This window comes from Massilia antarctica (genome assembly GCF_015689335.1).
Classification (GTDB): Bacteria; Pseudomonadota; Gammaproteobacteria; order Burkholderiales; family Burkholderiaceae_D; genus Telluria_A; species Telluria_A antarctica.
Genome location: NZ_CP065053.1, coordinates 1,254,475 through 1,268,907, shown reverse-complemented (window position 1 = coordinate 1,268,907; position 14,433 = coordinate 1,254,475). Strand labels below are relative to the sequence as shown.

General features: G+C 65.1%; 10 protein-coding genes. 8 read left to right on the top strand and 2 right to left on the bottom strand.

Going from position 1 to position 14,433, the window contains the following annotated elements:
* Nucleotides 1-33 precede the first annotated feature (33 nt).
* Nucleotides 34-315, bottom strand: a complete 282-nt coding sequence (locus tag IV454_RS05730; protein ID WP_206090694.1) for a hypothetical protein — start codon at nucleotides 313-315, stop codon at nucleotides 34-36.
* Nucleotides 312-779, bottom strand: coding sequence for a MarR family winged helix-turn-helix transcriptional regulator (locus tag IV454_RS05725; protein WP_206090693.1), 468 nt, complete (start codon nucleotides 777-779; stop codon nucleotides 312-314). Before IV454_RS05725 ends, IV454_RS05730 begins: the two co-directional genes overlap by 4 nt.
* Before the next feature lie 258 nt (nucleotides 780-1,037).
* Between IV454_RS05725 and IV454_RS05720 the strand changes: the two genes are divergently transcribed.
* From IV454_RS05720 to IV454_RS05685, 8 genes are all read left to right on the top strand, one after another.
* Nucleotides 1,038-1,988, top strand: a complete 951-nt coding sequence (locus tag IV454_RS05720; RefSeq protein ID WP_054265063.1) for a GlxA family transcriptional regulator — start codon at nucleotides 1,038-1,040, stop codon at nucleotides 1,986-1,988.
* A gap of 359 nt (nucleotides 1,989-2,347) precedes the next feature.
* Nucleotides 2,348-3,601: an acetylornithine/succinylornithine family transaminase gene (gene astC / locus IV454_RS05715; protein WP_206090692.1), complete on the top strand. Its 1,254-nt coding sequence runs from the start codon at nucleotides 2,348-2,350 to the stop codon at nucleotides 3,599-3,601.
* 72 nt (nucleotides 3,602-3,673) lie between these two features.
* Complete coding sequence (locus IV454_RS05710) at nucleotides 3,674-4,705, top strand: arginine N-succinyltransferase (RefSeq protein WP_206090691.1); 1,032 nt, start codon at nucleotides 3,674-3,676, stop codon at nucleotides 4,703-4,705.
* An 11-nt stretch (nucleotides 4,706-4,716) separates the two neighbouring features.
* The gene (gene astA / locus IV454_RS05705) at nucleotides 4,717-5,751 is read left to right on the top strand and encodes an arginine N-succinyltransferase (RefSeq protein ID WP_206090690.1); all 1,035 of its coding nucleotides are present in this window, start codon (nucleotides 4,717-4,719) and stop codon (nucleotides 5,749-5,751) included.
* Nucleotides 5,744-7,225 carry a succinylglutamate-semialdehyde dehydrogenase gene (gene astD / locus IV454_RS05700; RefSeq protein ID WP_370663772.1) on the top strand — a complete coding sequence of 494 codons (1,482 nt, stop codon included), beginning with the start codon at nucleotides 5,744-5,746 and terminating at the stop codon, nucleotides 7,223-7,225. Before astA ends, astD begins: the two co-directional genes overlap by 8 nt.
* 8 nt (nucleotides 7,226-7,233) lie before the next feature.
* A complete protein-coding gene (gene astB / locus IV454_RS05695; RefSeq protein ID WP_206090688.1) occupies nucleotides 7,234-8,577 on the top strand; it encodes an N-succinylarginine dihydrolase in 1,344 nt (447 codons plus the stop codon).
* A gap of 126 nt (nucleotides 8,578-8,703) precedes the next feature.
* Entirely contained in the window at nucleotides 8,704-13,404 is a 4,701-nt protein-coding gene (locus IV454_RS05690; RefSeq protein ID WP_206090687.1) for an NAD-glutamate dehydrogenase domain-containing protein, read from the top strand.
* Complete coding sequence (locus IV454_RS05685; protein WP_206090686.1) at nucleotides 13,405-14,427, top strand: succinylglutamate desuccinylase; 1,023 nt, start codon at nucleotides 13,405-13,407, stop codon at nucleotides 14,425-14,427. It begins immediately after the preceding gene.
* Nucleotides 14,428-14,433: the final 6 nt, after the last annotated feature.

Genomic DNA, 14,433 nt, shown 5'->3' with positions numbered 1-14,433 from the left:
TCAAGGGGCTGGCCGGCGGACACGGCCTGGCAATCAGGGCTCGCTGAAGATCGCGTCGCAGCCATCCTGGGTCGCTTCGGTATCCTGCAACTCATCGACCAGGCCCAGGTCGAACAATTCCTCGACCGCATTCATGAAGCTGTTCAGCTTGGTTGCACCGATCAGGCGATAGATGTCGCCGGCTTCGTTGCGCACGCCGATCAGCATTTTTTCCTGGCGCACTTCGTCCGGCGTGGCCACGTTGAGCAGCAGGTTGCCGATGATGTGCTTGTCAAAATGGGCGGGCTTTTTGCCTTCGAGCAGAGTCGTTTTCAATCTTCTTCCTTGTGTTGTTGTGATGTGGGGCAAACCGCATGGTCGGTGATGACTTGCTTGAGTTTGTGCAAGCTGGCATCGATGCCATCGAAATCCGTATCCGAGAACGACGAAAACAATTGCCTGCCGTGTTCGACCACCTTGGGAAACACGTCCTGGAACAGCGCCTCGCCGCAGGCCGTCAGGCGTACGTAAAACGAGCGCTTGTCGTCGCAGCTGCGTTCGCGCGCAACCAGGCCCTTCTGTTCCAGGCGGTCGATCACGCCGGTCAAGGTGCCCTTGGTGATCAAGGTTTTCTCGCCCAGTTCCTTGTACGTCATGCCCTGCGTATTGCCGAGCGTGGCGATGATATCGAACTGGGCATGCGTCAAGCCGCACTGGCGCACGGATTCGCCCGAAAAGCGCTCAAAGCTCTGCAGGCACTCGGCCAGCAAGCGCACACTCCTTAAATAACGTTCCCCCATAGGCCGTGATTATAGCTGGCTACGCCTGGTTTGATGGCGGCGCGCGGGCTTATGCGCTCTGCGCGGCCCCGCTATCGTCGCACTGATGCTGATTTGCTACAGCGCGCGGCGGGGCCGATTGTGTGGCGGGCGCCGGGCCGGGTCCGGGCAGGTTCGTTGATCTCCGGTATGATAGTCAGCCAATGGAATGTTGCGGCGCCATGCCGGCGCTCGTTTTTTTGCCATGACGCACTTTGCAGACGCACCCATGCCCGTTCGATGCCACTAGCCAAACTCGCCCGCCTGGCGCAAGAAACACCGCTGCGCGTGCTCCTCATCAACGCCGGCGAACCCGATTCGCTGACCTGGGCCGGCCTGTTCCAGCCGCTGCGCCTGGCAGCCAAGATTCTCGGTCCCGAGCGCTTGCACGTGGACGTGCGCAGTCCCGACAAATTTGCCGCCGACGCCCAGCGCCACTGGCATCTGGTGCTGCTGGTGGCGGACGAAGCGCAAGCCTCGCTGAAACCGGCCAACAGCCGCATCCTGATCGAGCGCTGCCGCGCCGCGCCATTCTGGGGCGGGGTCGGGGCAGGGGTGCTGTGGCTGGCCGACGCGGGCGTGCTCAACGGCGTGCGTACGGCGCTGCCGTGGGCGCTGTATGCCGAGGTCGACACGGTAGCCGACCGCGCCGTGTTTACCCCGAACCTGTTCGAGATCGACGACAACCGTCTGACCTGCTGCGGCGGCGCGGCCAGCATCGACTTCGCGCTGAACCTGGTCGAGATCATTTTCGGTGCGGGAGTCCAGGCGCGCATCAAGGAAACGCTGTGCATCGACCGCGTGCGCGGCAAGGAAGAGCGGCAGCGGGTGGCTTTGCAGGCGCGATTCGGCGCCTTGCAGCCCAAGCTGACGGAAGCGGTGACCCTGATGGAAGCGAACATCGAAGAACCGCTGTCGACGGACGACATTGCCAATCTGGTGGGGATATCGCGGCGCCAGCTGGAGCGGCTGTTCAAGCAATACCTGGGCAGCCTGCCGTCGCGCTACTACCTGGAGCTGAGGCTGCAGCGCGCGCGCCAGTTACTGCTCGACACCCACTACTCGATTGTCCAGGTGGGACTGATGTGTGGCTTTTCGAGCGGCTCGCACTTCTCGACCGCCTTCGGCGCCCTGTTCGGCAACACCCCGCGCGAAGAACGCCAGCGCAAGCTCGCCGCCCCGCCTGCCTGAAGCCAACACCGCAACACCGGGGTCTGACCTCTGATTAGCAATAATTGCACACCATCCACAGATCGCGCCTCTGAAACGGCAACGTTGGGCGCGTATCTTCGTAGCTGCACCGTTACTGGGCGCGCAGGGCGCCACTTTTGTCAGCTTTTTGGCAATTAATTTCTAATCAGAGGTCAGACCCCGGTTGTGAGCTTGCTTCATCGGGGTCTGACCCCGGTTAAGCAAGTTTTGGCGACGAGCAAAAATGAAAATGCTTGTCGCGTATTCAAAAGATGTTTGGGGCTGCTGTTCTTATAATGGTCCGACGTGCCCAGCGCCTTTGCCCTGGTACGCCCTACTAACATTGGATGAGGAATGCCATGAACGCAAAGCTTGAAACGGGTGCAACCACGCGGCCGGTGACCAGACAAACCTTCGACGACGTCCTCGTCCCCACTTACGCGCCCGCCGCGATGGTGCCCGTGCGCGCCGCCGGCCTCGATCTGTGGGACCAGAACGGCAAGCATTACCTCGATTTCACCTCCGGCATCGCCGTCTCCAGCCTCGGTCATTGCAATCCGACCCTGGTCGCCGCCCTGACCGCTCAGCTCAACAACGTCTGGCACCTCGGCAACGGCTACACCAACGAGCCTGTCCTGCGCCTGGCCCTGGCCCTGACCGAAGCCACCTTCGCCGACCGCGCTTTCTTCTGCAACTCCGGCGCGGAAGCGAACGAAGGCGCCCTGAAGCTGGCGCGTAAGTACGCCCACACCAAATTCGGCCCGCACAAGTCGCGCATCATTTCCTGCCTGTCGTCGTTCCATGGCCGCACCCTGTTTACCGTGTCGGTCGGCGGCCAGCCGAAATACACCGAAGGCTTCGAGCCGCTGCCGCAAGAGATCAACCACATTCCGTACAACGATATCGAAGCGGCCCGCGCCGCCATCGGCGACGACGTGTGCGCTGTCATCGTCGAGCCGATCCAGGGCGAAGGCGGCGTCATTCCAGGCGACCCGGCCTACCTGAAAGAGCTGCGCGCACTGTGCGACAAAACCGGCGCCCTGCTCATTTTCGACGAAGTGCAATCCGGCGTGGGCCGCACCGGCGCCCTGTACGCGTACATGGACAAGGGCGTCACGCCGGACATCCTGACCAGCGCCAAGGCGCTCGGCAACGGCTACCCGATCGGCGCCATGCTGACCACCCACGAGATCGCGGCCCATTTCGGCGTCGGTTCGCACGGCACCACCTACGGCGGCAATCCGCTGGCCGCCACCGTGGCGCTGAACGTGATCGAAACGATCAACCAGCCCGCCTTCCTGGCGCGTGTAAAAGAAGCGTCGGACAAGATCTTCGCCAACCTGCGCAAGCTCGCCGCCGACTACCCGCAAGTGTTCGGCGAAGTGCGCGGCAGCGGCTTGCTCATCGGCCTGCCGGTGGCGGAAGCGTTCAAGGGCCGCGCCAAGGACATCACCAAGGCCTGTGAAGCGCTCGGCCTGATGCTGCTCATCGCCGGCACCGACGTGGTGCGCTTCGCGCCAGCGCTGATCGTCAGCGACGAACAGATCGCCGAGGCCGACCGCATCCTGCGCGCCGCCGTCGACGGCATGCTCAACGCGGCTCCCGCCAAGTAATCAGTTGGACACGGCCGGCCCGGCACTCGCCGCGGCCGGCCGCGGCACGCTTTGCCTATAAAGGGAATTCACATGTTTGTTGTCCGTCCGGTTGAACTGTCGGATATCGACGCCCTCGAAACGTTGGCAGCAGTGACGATGCCGGGCGTGCATACCTTGCCGAAGACGCGAGAGAAAATCGCGGCCTCGGTCGAACGTTCGATCGCTTCCTTCGCCGCCCATGTCGACATCCCGAGCGAGGAGTCGTACCTCTTCGTGCTCGAACAGCAGGCCACCCGCGCCATCGTCGGCACCGCCGCGATCTTCGCGTCGGCCGGGTCCAACGGCACCTATTTTTCGTTCCGTAACGACGTCATTCAGCAGGTCTCGCGCGACCTCAATATCAGCCACAGCGTGCATGCGCTGACGCTCTGCTCGGAACTGACCGCGTACTCCCAGCTGTCCGGCTTTTACGTCACCAACCGCGGTTCGGCGGGCCTGGAAGCGGCCCTGCTGTCGCGCGCGCGCCTGCTGTTCGCGGTGCTCGCGCCGCACCGCTTCGGCGACCGCTTCTTCGTGCCGCTGGCCGGCGTCACCGACAAGAATGGCCAGTCGCCGTTTTGGGAAGCGCTGGGCCGCAAATTCTTCAAGATGGATTTCCTCGAGGCCGAACGGGTCATCGGCGGCGCGCGCAACCGCACCCTCATCGTCGAACTGATGCCGCACTATCCGGTCTACGTGCCGCTGCTGCCGGGCGACGCCCAGGCGGCCATGGGCCAGATCCACGGCGACGGCGAACTCGCGTTCAACCTGCTGACCGAGGAAGGCTTCGAGGCCGACGATTACGTCGACATTTTCGACGGCGGCCCGATCCTGCAAGCCCACAAGAACGCGCTGCGCACCTTTGCCGGTTCGATGCCGCGCCGCGTGGCCCTGCTCGAAGCGGGCATGTCGTCCGAGCCGCCGGTGACGTATGCGGTCGCCGCCAGCAACGAGCAGAACTTCCGCGCCATCACCGTCTCGTGCCCGTCGGCCGACAGCGGCGATACCGTCTTCCTGCCGCAGGACGCGCAGGATGCGCTGATGGTGGCCCCGGGCGATAACGTTATTTGCGTCAGAATCTGAAAGAGAACCCTATGCTAGTTGTACGCGCAATTCACTCTTCCGATCTGGATGCCCTGATCGACCTGGCGCGCCAGGTCGGCAGCGGCATGACGACGCTCAAACCCGACCGCAAGATGCTGGGCGACCGCGTGTCGGTGGCCGTGGCTTCCTTCGCCGAAACCATCCCGCCCGAACAGCGCGACTACATGTTCGTGATGGAAGACACCACCAGCGGGCGCCTGGCCGGCGTGTGCGCGATCAAGGGCGCGGTCGGACTGGACGAGCCGTTCTATAACTACCGCATCGGCACCCTGGTCCACTCCAGCCGCGAACTCGATGTGTTCACGCGCATGGACACCTTGTACCTGTCGAACGACCTGACCGGCGCCACCGAACTGTGTTCGCTGTTCCTGCATCCGGATTACCGCAGCGGGAACAACGGCAAGTGGCTCTCTAAAAGCCGCTTCCTGTTCATCGCCCAGTTCCCGCACCTGTTTACGGCCAAGCTGATCGCCGAAATGCGCGGCTACCAGGCGGAAGACGGCAGCTCGCCGTTTTACGAGGGCCTGGGGCGCCACTTCTTCAAGATGGATTTCAACCATGTCGACCATCTGACGGCGATGGGCAAGAAGTCCTTCATCGCCGAACTGATGCCGCGCCAGCCGCTGTATGTAGCCTACCTGCCCGAATCGGCCCAGGAAGTGATCGGCAAGGTGCACCTGTCGACCGCCCCCGCGCGCCGCCTGCTGGAGCAGGAAGGCATGCACTTCGAAGGCTACGTCGACATTTTCGACGCCGGCCCGGTGCTGCAGGCGCGGGTGTCGGAACTGCGCGCCATGCGCGACAGCACGGTGGCCACGGTCGATGCCGGCGCCACCCCGACGGACACCGACCCGCTGCTGGTCTCGAACACCAAGCTCAATGATTTTCGCATGATCGTCGCACACGCCAATCCGGTCTCGGGCAAGCTCGCCCTGACCCCGGACGAACAGGCGCTGCTGCATTGCCAAGGCGGCGACACGGTTCGCACGCTGTCACTCAATGTAAGGAAAAATGTCCATGTCTGATTCGAGTAACGTAGTAAGTAACTTCGTCAACGGCGAGTGGCTGGCCGGCAGCGGTGCTGAACTTGTCACCATCGACCCGTCCACCGGCAAGCAGACCTGGCGCAGCCTGGAGTCCACCGCCGACGACGTGGCGCGCGCCGTGCAGGCCGCGCGTGCCGCTTTCGACGCCTGGGCATTGACCCCGCTCTATGAACGCATCGCCCTGTGCGGCCGCTTCCGCGACCTGCTCAAGGCCAATGCCGAGGACCTGGCGCAAACCATTTCCGAAGAAGTCGGCAAGCCGCTGTGGGAAGCCCGTACCGAAGTGGCCACCATGGCCAACAAGGTCGATATCTCGGTGCAGGCCTACGGCGCGCGCACCGGCGAAGTGGCGGCCAAGGTCGCCGACGGCAATGCCGTGCTGCGTCACCGCCCGCATGGCGTGTTCGGCGTGTTCGGGCCGTATAACTTCCCCGGCCACCTGCCGAACGGGCATATCGTCCCGGCCCTCATCGCCGGTAACACGGTGGTGTTCAAGCCGAGCGAGTACGCGCCGCGCACGGCGATTAAAACCGTGCAGCTGTGGCAGCAGGCCGGCGTGCCTGCCGGCGTGATCAACCTGGTCAACGGCGGGCGCAATACCGGCGTCGCGCTGGGCCAGGATGCGGGCCTCGACGGCGTGCTCTTTACCGGAAGCTGCCAGACCGGCGTGGCGCTGCACAAGCAGTTCGGCGGCCAGCCGGGCAAGATGCTGGCGCTGGAAATGGGCGGTAACAATCCGCTGGTGGTGTGGGACGTCAAGGATGTCGACGCCGCCGTGCATCACGCCGTGATGTCGGCGTTTATCTCGGCCGGCCAGCGCTGCACCTGCGCGCGCCGCCTGGTGGTGCAGGATAGCCCGGCCGGCGAAGCATTCGTGAAACGCCTGGTTGAAGTCGCATCCACCCTGACCGTGGGCGCGTCCAACGCCGAACCGCAACCGTTCATGGGGCCTGTTGTATCGAGCGCCGTGGCGGCGCGCCTGGTGCAGGCGCAGGCCGACATGGCCGCCAAGGGCGGTACCGTACTGCTGCAAATGAAGCAGCTCGACCCGAACGCCGGTTTTGTCACGGCCGGCATCGTCGACGTCACCAACGCCACCGGCATTGCGGACGAAGAGTGGTTTGGCCCGCTGCTGCAAATCATCCGCGTCAAGGATTTCGCCAGCGCCGTCAAGGTCGCCAACGCCACCGAATTCGGCCTGGCCGCTGCGCTGCTGTCGAACGACGAAGCGCTGTGGAAGCAGTTCTCGGTGCAGGCACGCGCCGGCATCGTCAACTGGAACCGCCCGACCACGGGCGCCGCCAGCAGCGCGCCGTTCGGCGGCGTGGGCAAGTCGGGCAATCATCGCCCGAGCGCCTACTACGCGGCCGACTATTGCGCCTACCCGGTCGCTTCGATCGAAACGAGCGAACTTGACATGCCGGCCAAGCTGTCGCCCGGCCTCACTTTCTAGGATCCACCATGCAGAGCGCACGCGAATTCAACTTCGATGGCCTGGTCGGGCCGAGCCATAACTACGCCGGTCTGTCGTTCGGCAACGTCGCCTCTTTCAGCAATGTGAAGAGCGCGTCGAACCCGCGCGAGGCGGCCCTGCAAGGCCTGGCCAAGATGCGCGAACTGGCCGCGCGCGGCTTTGCACAGGCGGTCATGCCGCCGCAGGCGCGTCCCAACTTCCGCCTGCTGCGCCGCATCGGTTTTACCGGCACCGACGCCGACGTGCTGGCGCGTGCCTACCGCGAGTCGCCCGTCATCCTGGCCTGCGCCTACTCGGCCTCGCCCATGTGGACCGCCAACGCGGCCACGGTCAGCCCGTCGGCGGACACCTTCGATGGCCGCGCGCACTTCACGGCGGCCAACCTGAATAACAAGCTGCACCGCTCGGAAGAGCATCTGCAATCGACCCGCACCCTGCGCGCGCTGTTTGCCGACGAGCGCCATTTCGCCGTGCACGAAGCGCTACCGCCAACGTCGGCCTTTGGCGACGAAGGCGCGGCCAACCACACGCGTTTTTGCGCCACTCACGGCGGCAAGGGCGTCGAGTTCTTCACCTATGGCCGTGTCGAATTCGATCCGTCCGCGCCGGCGCCTAAAAAGTACCCGGCCCGCCAAACCCTGGAAGCGTCGCAAGCCATCGCGCGCCTGCACGGACTGGACTCGGCGCGCACCGTGTTCGCCTCGCAGAACCCGGACGTGATCGACCAGGGCGTGTTCCACAACGACGTCATCGCGGTCGGTAACGGCAATGTGCTGTTCTATCACGAGCAAGCCTTCCACGACGAGGGCGCGGTATTGAACTCGCTCAGGAATGCGCTGGCGTGTGTCGAGGCCGAGCTGACCGCGATCCGCGTGGACAGCCAGGTGGTGGCGGTGGGCGACGCGGTAGCCAGCTACCTGTTCAACAGCCAGCTGCTCACCAAGCCTGACGGCACGATGGCGCTGGTCATTCCCCAGGAATGCCAGGAAAACCGTGCCGTGGCGCGCTATCTCGAAGAACTGGTCGCCAGCGGCGGCCCGGTCGACGAGCTGATTCACTTCGACCTGCGCCAGAGCATGCGCAACGGCGGCGGCCCTGCCTGCCTGCGCCTGCGCGTGGCGCTCACCGGGGCGGAAATCGCGGCCATGCACCAGGGCGTGATCATGACCGAGGCGCTGTACGACACCCTGGTCGCGTGGGTAGGTAAATACTACCGCGACCACCTCGAACCGAAAGACCTGGCCGACCCCCAGCTGGCGCTCGAATGCAGCGCCGCGCTGGAGGAATTGAGCCGCATCCTGGGACTGCCCGGCCTGTACGACCTGACGTAGAATACCGCCAGCCGGACGGTGCCCCCTATTTGGGCGGGTAAACCCGCCTACCTGCAAATCGCGAACACGCCGCCATGAGCTGGCGCCGGACCGATGGAATACAAACCAAGCAACGGAGAAGCAACGATGAAACAGATGCCACAAGATTTGCGTAAACAGACGCTGGACCTGATCAATGCGAGCCAGCCTTCCGCCGACGGCGGCCAGGTGTCGGCCCTGATCACCGCCTGGCTCGGCTCGCTCGACGACGAAGACCTCGCGGGCACGTCGCCGGACAGCCTGGCGCCGGTCCTGCGCGACGGCTTTACGCAAGCGGCCCGGCGCACCGCCGCCGGCTGCCAGATCGCACAGCTGCGCTACTCCGACGGCCGCGGCGCGCAAGCGACCGCCCTGCTGATCCTCAACGACGACATGCCTTACCTGGTCGATTCGATCGTCATGGCGATGCGCAAGCAGCGCGTGGCCGTCAACGGCGTGATGAATTCCGTACTGGCCGTGCGCCGCGATGCCAATGGCACCGCCGTCGCCGTCGGCGAAGCCGGCGCACCGCTCGAATCCGTGGTCCTGTGCCTGCTGGCCGAAGACCTGGGCGCCGACGAACTGGCCGCATTGGTCGCCAAGCTGCAGATGGTGGCGCGCGACGCCGCCGTGGTGCGCCGCGATTCCGTCGCGATGGGCGACCGCCTGACCGCCGTGGCCGCGGCAGCCGCCGCCAACGGCACCGAAGGCCAGGAAGTCGCTGCCTTCCTCGAGTGGGCCAAGAACGAAGGCTTCGAGCCGTTCGGCTACGCTTACTACGTCGTCAAGGCCGGCGAGCGCGAACTCGAACGCGATATCCCGAGCCGCATCGGCGTGCTGCAGGATACCTCGCACCCGGTCTACGGCACCTGCCTGGCCAACATCCCGGGCGACTTCGATACCCTGTCCAAGCGGCTAGATGCGCTGTCGATCGTCAAGGCCGACGTCGAAGGCACCTTGCACCGCGACCAGCCGCTCGACTTCATCGGCGTGCGCGACACCGACGCGCAGGGCAATATCCGTGGCGAGCATTGCTTCGTCGGCCTGTTCACCCGCGCCGCCACCGCCACCCCGCTGGCGCGCCTGCCGTTCGCGCGCGGCCGCGTGGCCAAGGTCCTGAGCCTGGCCGGCGTGCGCCAGGAAGGCTTCCGCGCCGAGAAATTCCTCGAAATCCTCGAATCGCTGCCGCGCACCGAAGCGCTGGAAGCCGATCCGGAATGGCTGTCGCAGGTGTGCAGCTCGGTCGTGTCGCTGTACAAGCAGCCGCGCGCCAAGGTGTTCGCGCGCCGCGACGTCTACGCGCGCCACCTCAATGTGCTGGTCTACATGCCGCGCGAGCGTTACAGCGCCAGCGTCGCCGCCAGCCTGGCCCACGCGTTGAAAGAAAGCTCGGGCGCGACCGACGTGCGTTCGCAAACCCTGGTGGCCGACGGCCCGCTGGCCCGCGTGTACCTGATCGCCCACGCCGCGCGCAATCCGCTCGACCTCGAAACCGATATCCAGCAGCCGCTCCTGTCGGTGCTCGACGGCTGGCACGACAAGTTCGCCGCCCTGACCGACAACGTGTTCGATGTGCCGACCCGCAGCACCCTGCGCAAGCTTTGCTCCACCTTGCCGGTCAACTACGTCAGCGCCACCGCGCCGGCCGTCGCCTTCCGCGACCTGAACGCCATCCTGCACGACGGCCACGCCGGCCGCGTGTCGGTGCGTGTGGAGTCCGACGACGCCGGCAGCGCCACCATCCGCCTGTACTCGGTGGACGGCGTGCCGTCGCTGTCGCGCATCCTGCCGGCGCTGCATAACGCGGGCGTTGCCATCGACCGCGAACAGACGTACGCGATCGCCGTTGCCGATGGCAGCCGCCATTTCGTCACCAGCCTGGCGGTCGACGCCGAAAGCGCGGCCAAGCTGGCCAAGCCGAACGTCGTGACAGTGGCGCAGGAATTGTTTGCCTCGCTGTTCAACAACGAAGCCGAAGACGGCCGCATGAACGGCCTGGTGATCGAAGGCGGCTTGCGCATGCGCGAAGTGCAGCTGATCCGCGCCTACATCAGCTACTGGCGCCAGACCGGCAGCAAATTCTCGCTGCGCTACATGGCCGACACCCTGCGCCGCCAGCCGGTGCTGGTCAAGGAACTGGTCGAAGGCTTCCTGCAGCGCTTCGATCCATCCGTGCCCGAAGAACAGCGCCTGGCCGCGGCCGAGCGCATCGCCGCCATCAAGACGCGCCTGGCCGCCGTCAACCACGCCGACACCGAGGAAATCGTCGCCGCCCTGGTCGACCTGATCCTGGCCACCGTGCGTACCAACTACTTCCAGAACGATCAGCAAGGCGACAAGATCATCTTCAAGTTCGACACCAGCAGCCTGGCGCTGGTACCGGAACCGCGTCCTTACCGCGAGATTTTCGTGTTCTCGCGCCGCTTCGAAGGCGTGCACCTGCGCGGCGGCCCGGTGGCCCGCGGCGGTTTGCGCTGGTCGGACCGCATGGAAGACTACCGCACCGAAGTCCTCGGCCTGGTCAAGGCGCAGATGGTCAAGAACGCGGTCATCGTGCCGGCCGGTTCCAAGGGCGGTTTTGTCTGCAAGCAGATGCCGAAGGATGCCGTGCGCGAAACCATCGCCGCTGAAGGCGAAGCAGTCTACCGCCTGTTCATTTCCAGCCTGCTGGAAGTGACCGACAACCGCGTGCGCGGCGCCATCGTGCCCCCAAGCGACACGGTACGCTACGACCAGGACGATCCGTACCTGGTGGTGGCCGCCGACAAGGGCACCGCTACTTTTTCGGACATCGCCAACAGCATCGCGGTCAAGCGCGGCTTCTGGCTGGGCGACGCATTCGCGTCGGGCGGCTCGAACGGTTACGACCACAAGAAAATGGGCATCACCGCCAAGGGCGCGTTCGAAGCGGTCAAGCGCCACTTCTACGAGATGGACCACGATATGAACACCACCCCGATCACCATGGTCGGTGTGGGCGACATGTCGGGCGACGTGTTCGGTAACGGCGTGCTGCTGTCGCGCCAACTGAAAGTGCTGGCCGCGTTCGACCATCGCCACATTTTCCTCGATCCGACTCCGGACGTCGTCACCTCGTTCGCCGAGCGCGAGCGCATGTTCGCGCTGCCACGCTCGTCGTGGGAAGACTACAACAAGGACCTGATTTCGGCGGGCGGCGGCGTGTTCCCGCGCAACGCCCGTTCGATCGAGCTCTCGCCGCAAGTGCGCGCCGCGCTCGATATCGCCGAAACCGTGCTGCCGCCTGAAGAACTGATGCACCGCATCCTGCTCGCGCCGGTGGACCTGTTCTACAACGGCGGCATCGGTACCTACATCAAGGCATCGACCGAAACCCATGCCCAGGTCAAGGACCGCGCCAACGACAATATCCGCGTCGACGGCAACCAGCTGCGCTGCAAGGTGGTGTCCGAAGGCGGCAACCTGGGTGCGACCCAGAACGGCCGTATCGAATTCGCCCTGGCCGGTGGCCGCATCTTCACCGATGCGATCGACAACTCGGCCGGCGTGGATTGCTCGGACCATGAAGTGAACGTCAAGATCTGGCTCGACACGGAAGTCAATGCCGGTGAACTGCCGGAAGCTGACCGCAACCGCATCCTGAACGAGATGACCCTGGACATCGAAGACCTGGTCCTGCGCGATAACTCCCTGCAAACCCACCTGCTGGTGCGCGAAGTGCAGGCCCAGGTGGACCCTGCGGTGGTCGACGGTTACGCCGCGCTGATCACCAGCCTCGAAGCCGAAGGTGCGCTTTCGCGCGAACTGGAACAGTTGCCGACGGACGCCGAACTGCAACGCCGCAAAGCGCTGGGCGCAGGATTGACCGCGCCGGAACTGGCGGTGGTGATCGCCAACGTCAAGAACCGCTTCAAGCGCCTGCTGGCCGCGCTGCCGCTGACGGAACTGAGCTGGGCCGAATCGGTGCTCAAGCCTTACTTCCCGGCGCAGCTGGTCGCCACCCGTAACGCGCTGGCGCACCCGCTGGCCAATGCGATCCTGGCGACCGTGCTGGCCAATGAATCGGTCAACCGCTGCGGCCCGCTGATGATCCGCGACCTCGCTAGCGCCCACCAGGTCGACGAGACCGAAGTGGTCAAGGCCTGGGGCCAGTCGTGGTCCGCGCTGCACCTGGCGCCGATCTTCGCCGCCCTCGATGCGGATGCCTTGAGCGTGCCGCGCGCCGTCTCGGTCAAGGTCGATGCGCGCACCCGCGTGCTGTTCAAGGCCATCGTCGAAGGCGTGCTGTCGGCACCAGGCGCCGCGGGCGGCATGGAAGAACTGTCACGCCTGTTCGCCCAGCCGGACATGCTCAAGCAGCTGATGCCGGCAACCGCCGATGCCGACGCTTTCGTGTCCCTGCCTGCCTCGTTCACGCAAGCCTGGAAAGCGGTCGACGCGATCGAAGCCGTGGCCACCTTCCTGTTCGCTGCGGTGTCGGTCAACCGTCCGACGGGCATGAGCCTCGCCCAATTCCTGCAGGTGGGGATGGCACTGCGCGGCCAGGCCGGCATCGATACCCTGGAACGCGGCCTCAAGCTCGCGCCGCACAGCAAGTCGCAGGAGCAGCTGCGCAACTACGCGATGCAGGCACTGCGCCGCACCCAGCAACGCCTGTTGCAGCAAGTGCTGGCCCGTTCCAGCGATGGCAGCGACACCCTCGAAGCGGTTGAAGTGGTGACCAACACGATGGGCCTGTCGGGTTACGCGCCGGCGGTCGACCTGGAACAGGCGATGCTGGACGTGTGGGCCTTGTCCGAGGCGACCAACGCGGCGCCGGTGGCGGCGTAAATGACCGCCTACGTTCCACCAACGGCAACGGAAGGGGGCGCGCAAGCGCTTCCCGCCGCCGTGCGGGCGCTGGCCGGCGCCGATTTCGGCGTGCTGGCCAAGCGCTTCCTTGATGCCGGTTTCAAGGTGCTGCAGCCGGCGCCCGGCATCGTGACGATCAAGTCCGGCAAGGCGCCCGCCTGCGCCAGCGTGGTCGTCTCGGTCGGCGTGCATGGCGACGAAACCGGTCCGATCGAAGTGCTGGCCTACGTGCTCGATGCACTGTCGCAGGGACCGGATTCGCTGGCGGTGGACTTGATGGTTTGCGTCGGCAATATCGATGCCATCGCCGCCGGCAAGCGCTTCATCGATGCGGACCTGAACCGGATGTTCCGTCCTGCGCGCGGTTCGCTCGCCAGTGCTGCGGAAGCGGCGCGCGCCGACACCATGATCGCCGCCACGGTGGCGTTCTTCGAGGGGGCCGGGCCGGATCGCTGGCACCTCGACCTGCATACGGCGATCCGGCCGTCGGTGTATCCGACGTTCGCGATCGTGCCGGACCTGATCGCGGAAGAGGGCAAGTGCGCGCTGATCGCCTGGCTGGGCCAGGCCGCCATCGGCGCCATTGTCATGAATCCGCAGTCGGCGGGGACGTACAGCTATTATTCGGCCGAGTTTCACGGTGCGGCGGCAAGCACCGTGGAGCTGGGCCGGGTCGGTACCCTGGGACAGAACGATCTGAGTCTGTTCGCCGACGTCGGCACCGCGCTCGACGACCTGCTGCGCGGCGCCAGTCCGGCCGGGCCGAAAGTCGAACCGCACGTGTTCGCCGTGGCGCAGGAGATCATCAAGCATAGCGATGCTTTTACGATGGCGTTCGACCGCAGCACGCAGAACTTCACCGCGCTCGGGCAGGGCCAGGTCATCGCCACCGATGGCGACATCGTGTACGCCGTCAAACATCCGGAGGAGCTGGTAGTATTCCCCAACCCGGATGTGCGCGTCGGTCTGCGCGCCGGATTAATGGTGGTGCGGAAGAGTTAGCCGACA

What these genes read in the sequence shown, in the direction of transcription:
- IV454_RS05725 (WP_206090693.1), bottom strand. Translation starts at nt 779, where the DNA reads ATGGGGGAACGTTATTTAAGGAGTGTGCGCTTGCTGGCCGAGTGCCTG.
- astA (WP_206090690.1), top strand. Translation starts at nt 4,717, where the DNA reads ATGCTAGTTGTACGCGCAATTCACTCTTCCGATCTGGATGCCCTGATC.
- IV454_RS05690 (WP_206090687.1), top strand. Translation starts at nt 8,704, where the DNA reads ATGAAACAGATGCCACAAGATTTGCGTAAACAGACGCTGGACCTGATC.
- astD (WP_370663772.1), top strand. Translation starts at nt 5,744, where the DNA reads ATGTCTGATTCGAGTAACGTAGTAAGTAACTTCGTCAACGGCGAGTGG.
- astC (WP_206090692.1), top strand. Translation starts at nt 2,348, where the DNA reads ATGAACGCAAAGCTTGAAACGGGTGCAACCACGCGGCCGGTGACCAGA.
- IV454_RS05710 (WP_206090691.1), top strand. Translation starts at nt 3,674, where the DNA reads ATGTTTGTTGTCCGTCCGGTTGAACTGTCGGATATCGACGCCCTCGAA.
- IV454_RS05685 (WP_206090686.1), top strand. Translation starts at nt 13,405, where the DNA reads ATGACCGCCTACGTTCCACCAACGGCAACGGAAGGGGGCGCGCAAGCG.
- astB (WP_206090688.1), top strand. Translation starts at nt 7,234, where the DNA reads ATGCAGAGCGCACGCGAATTCAACTTCGATGGCCTGGTCGGGCCGAGC.
- IV454_RS05720 (WP_054265063.1), top strand. Translation starts at nt 1,038, where the DNA reads ATGCCACTAGCCAAACTCGCCCGCCTGGCGCAAGAAACACCGCTGCGC.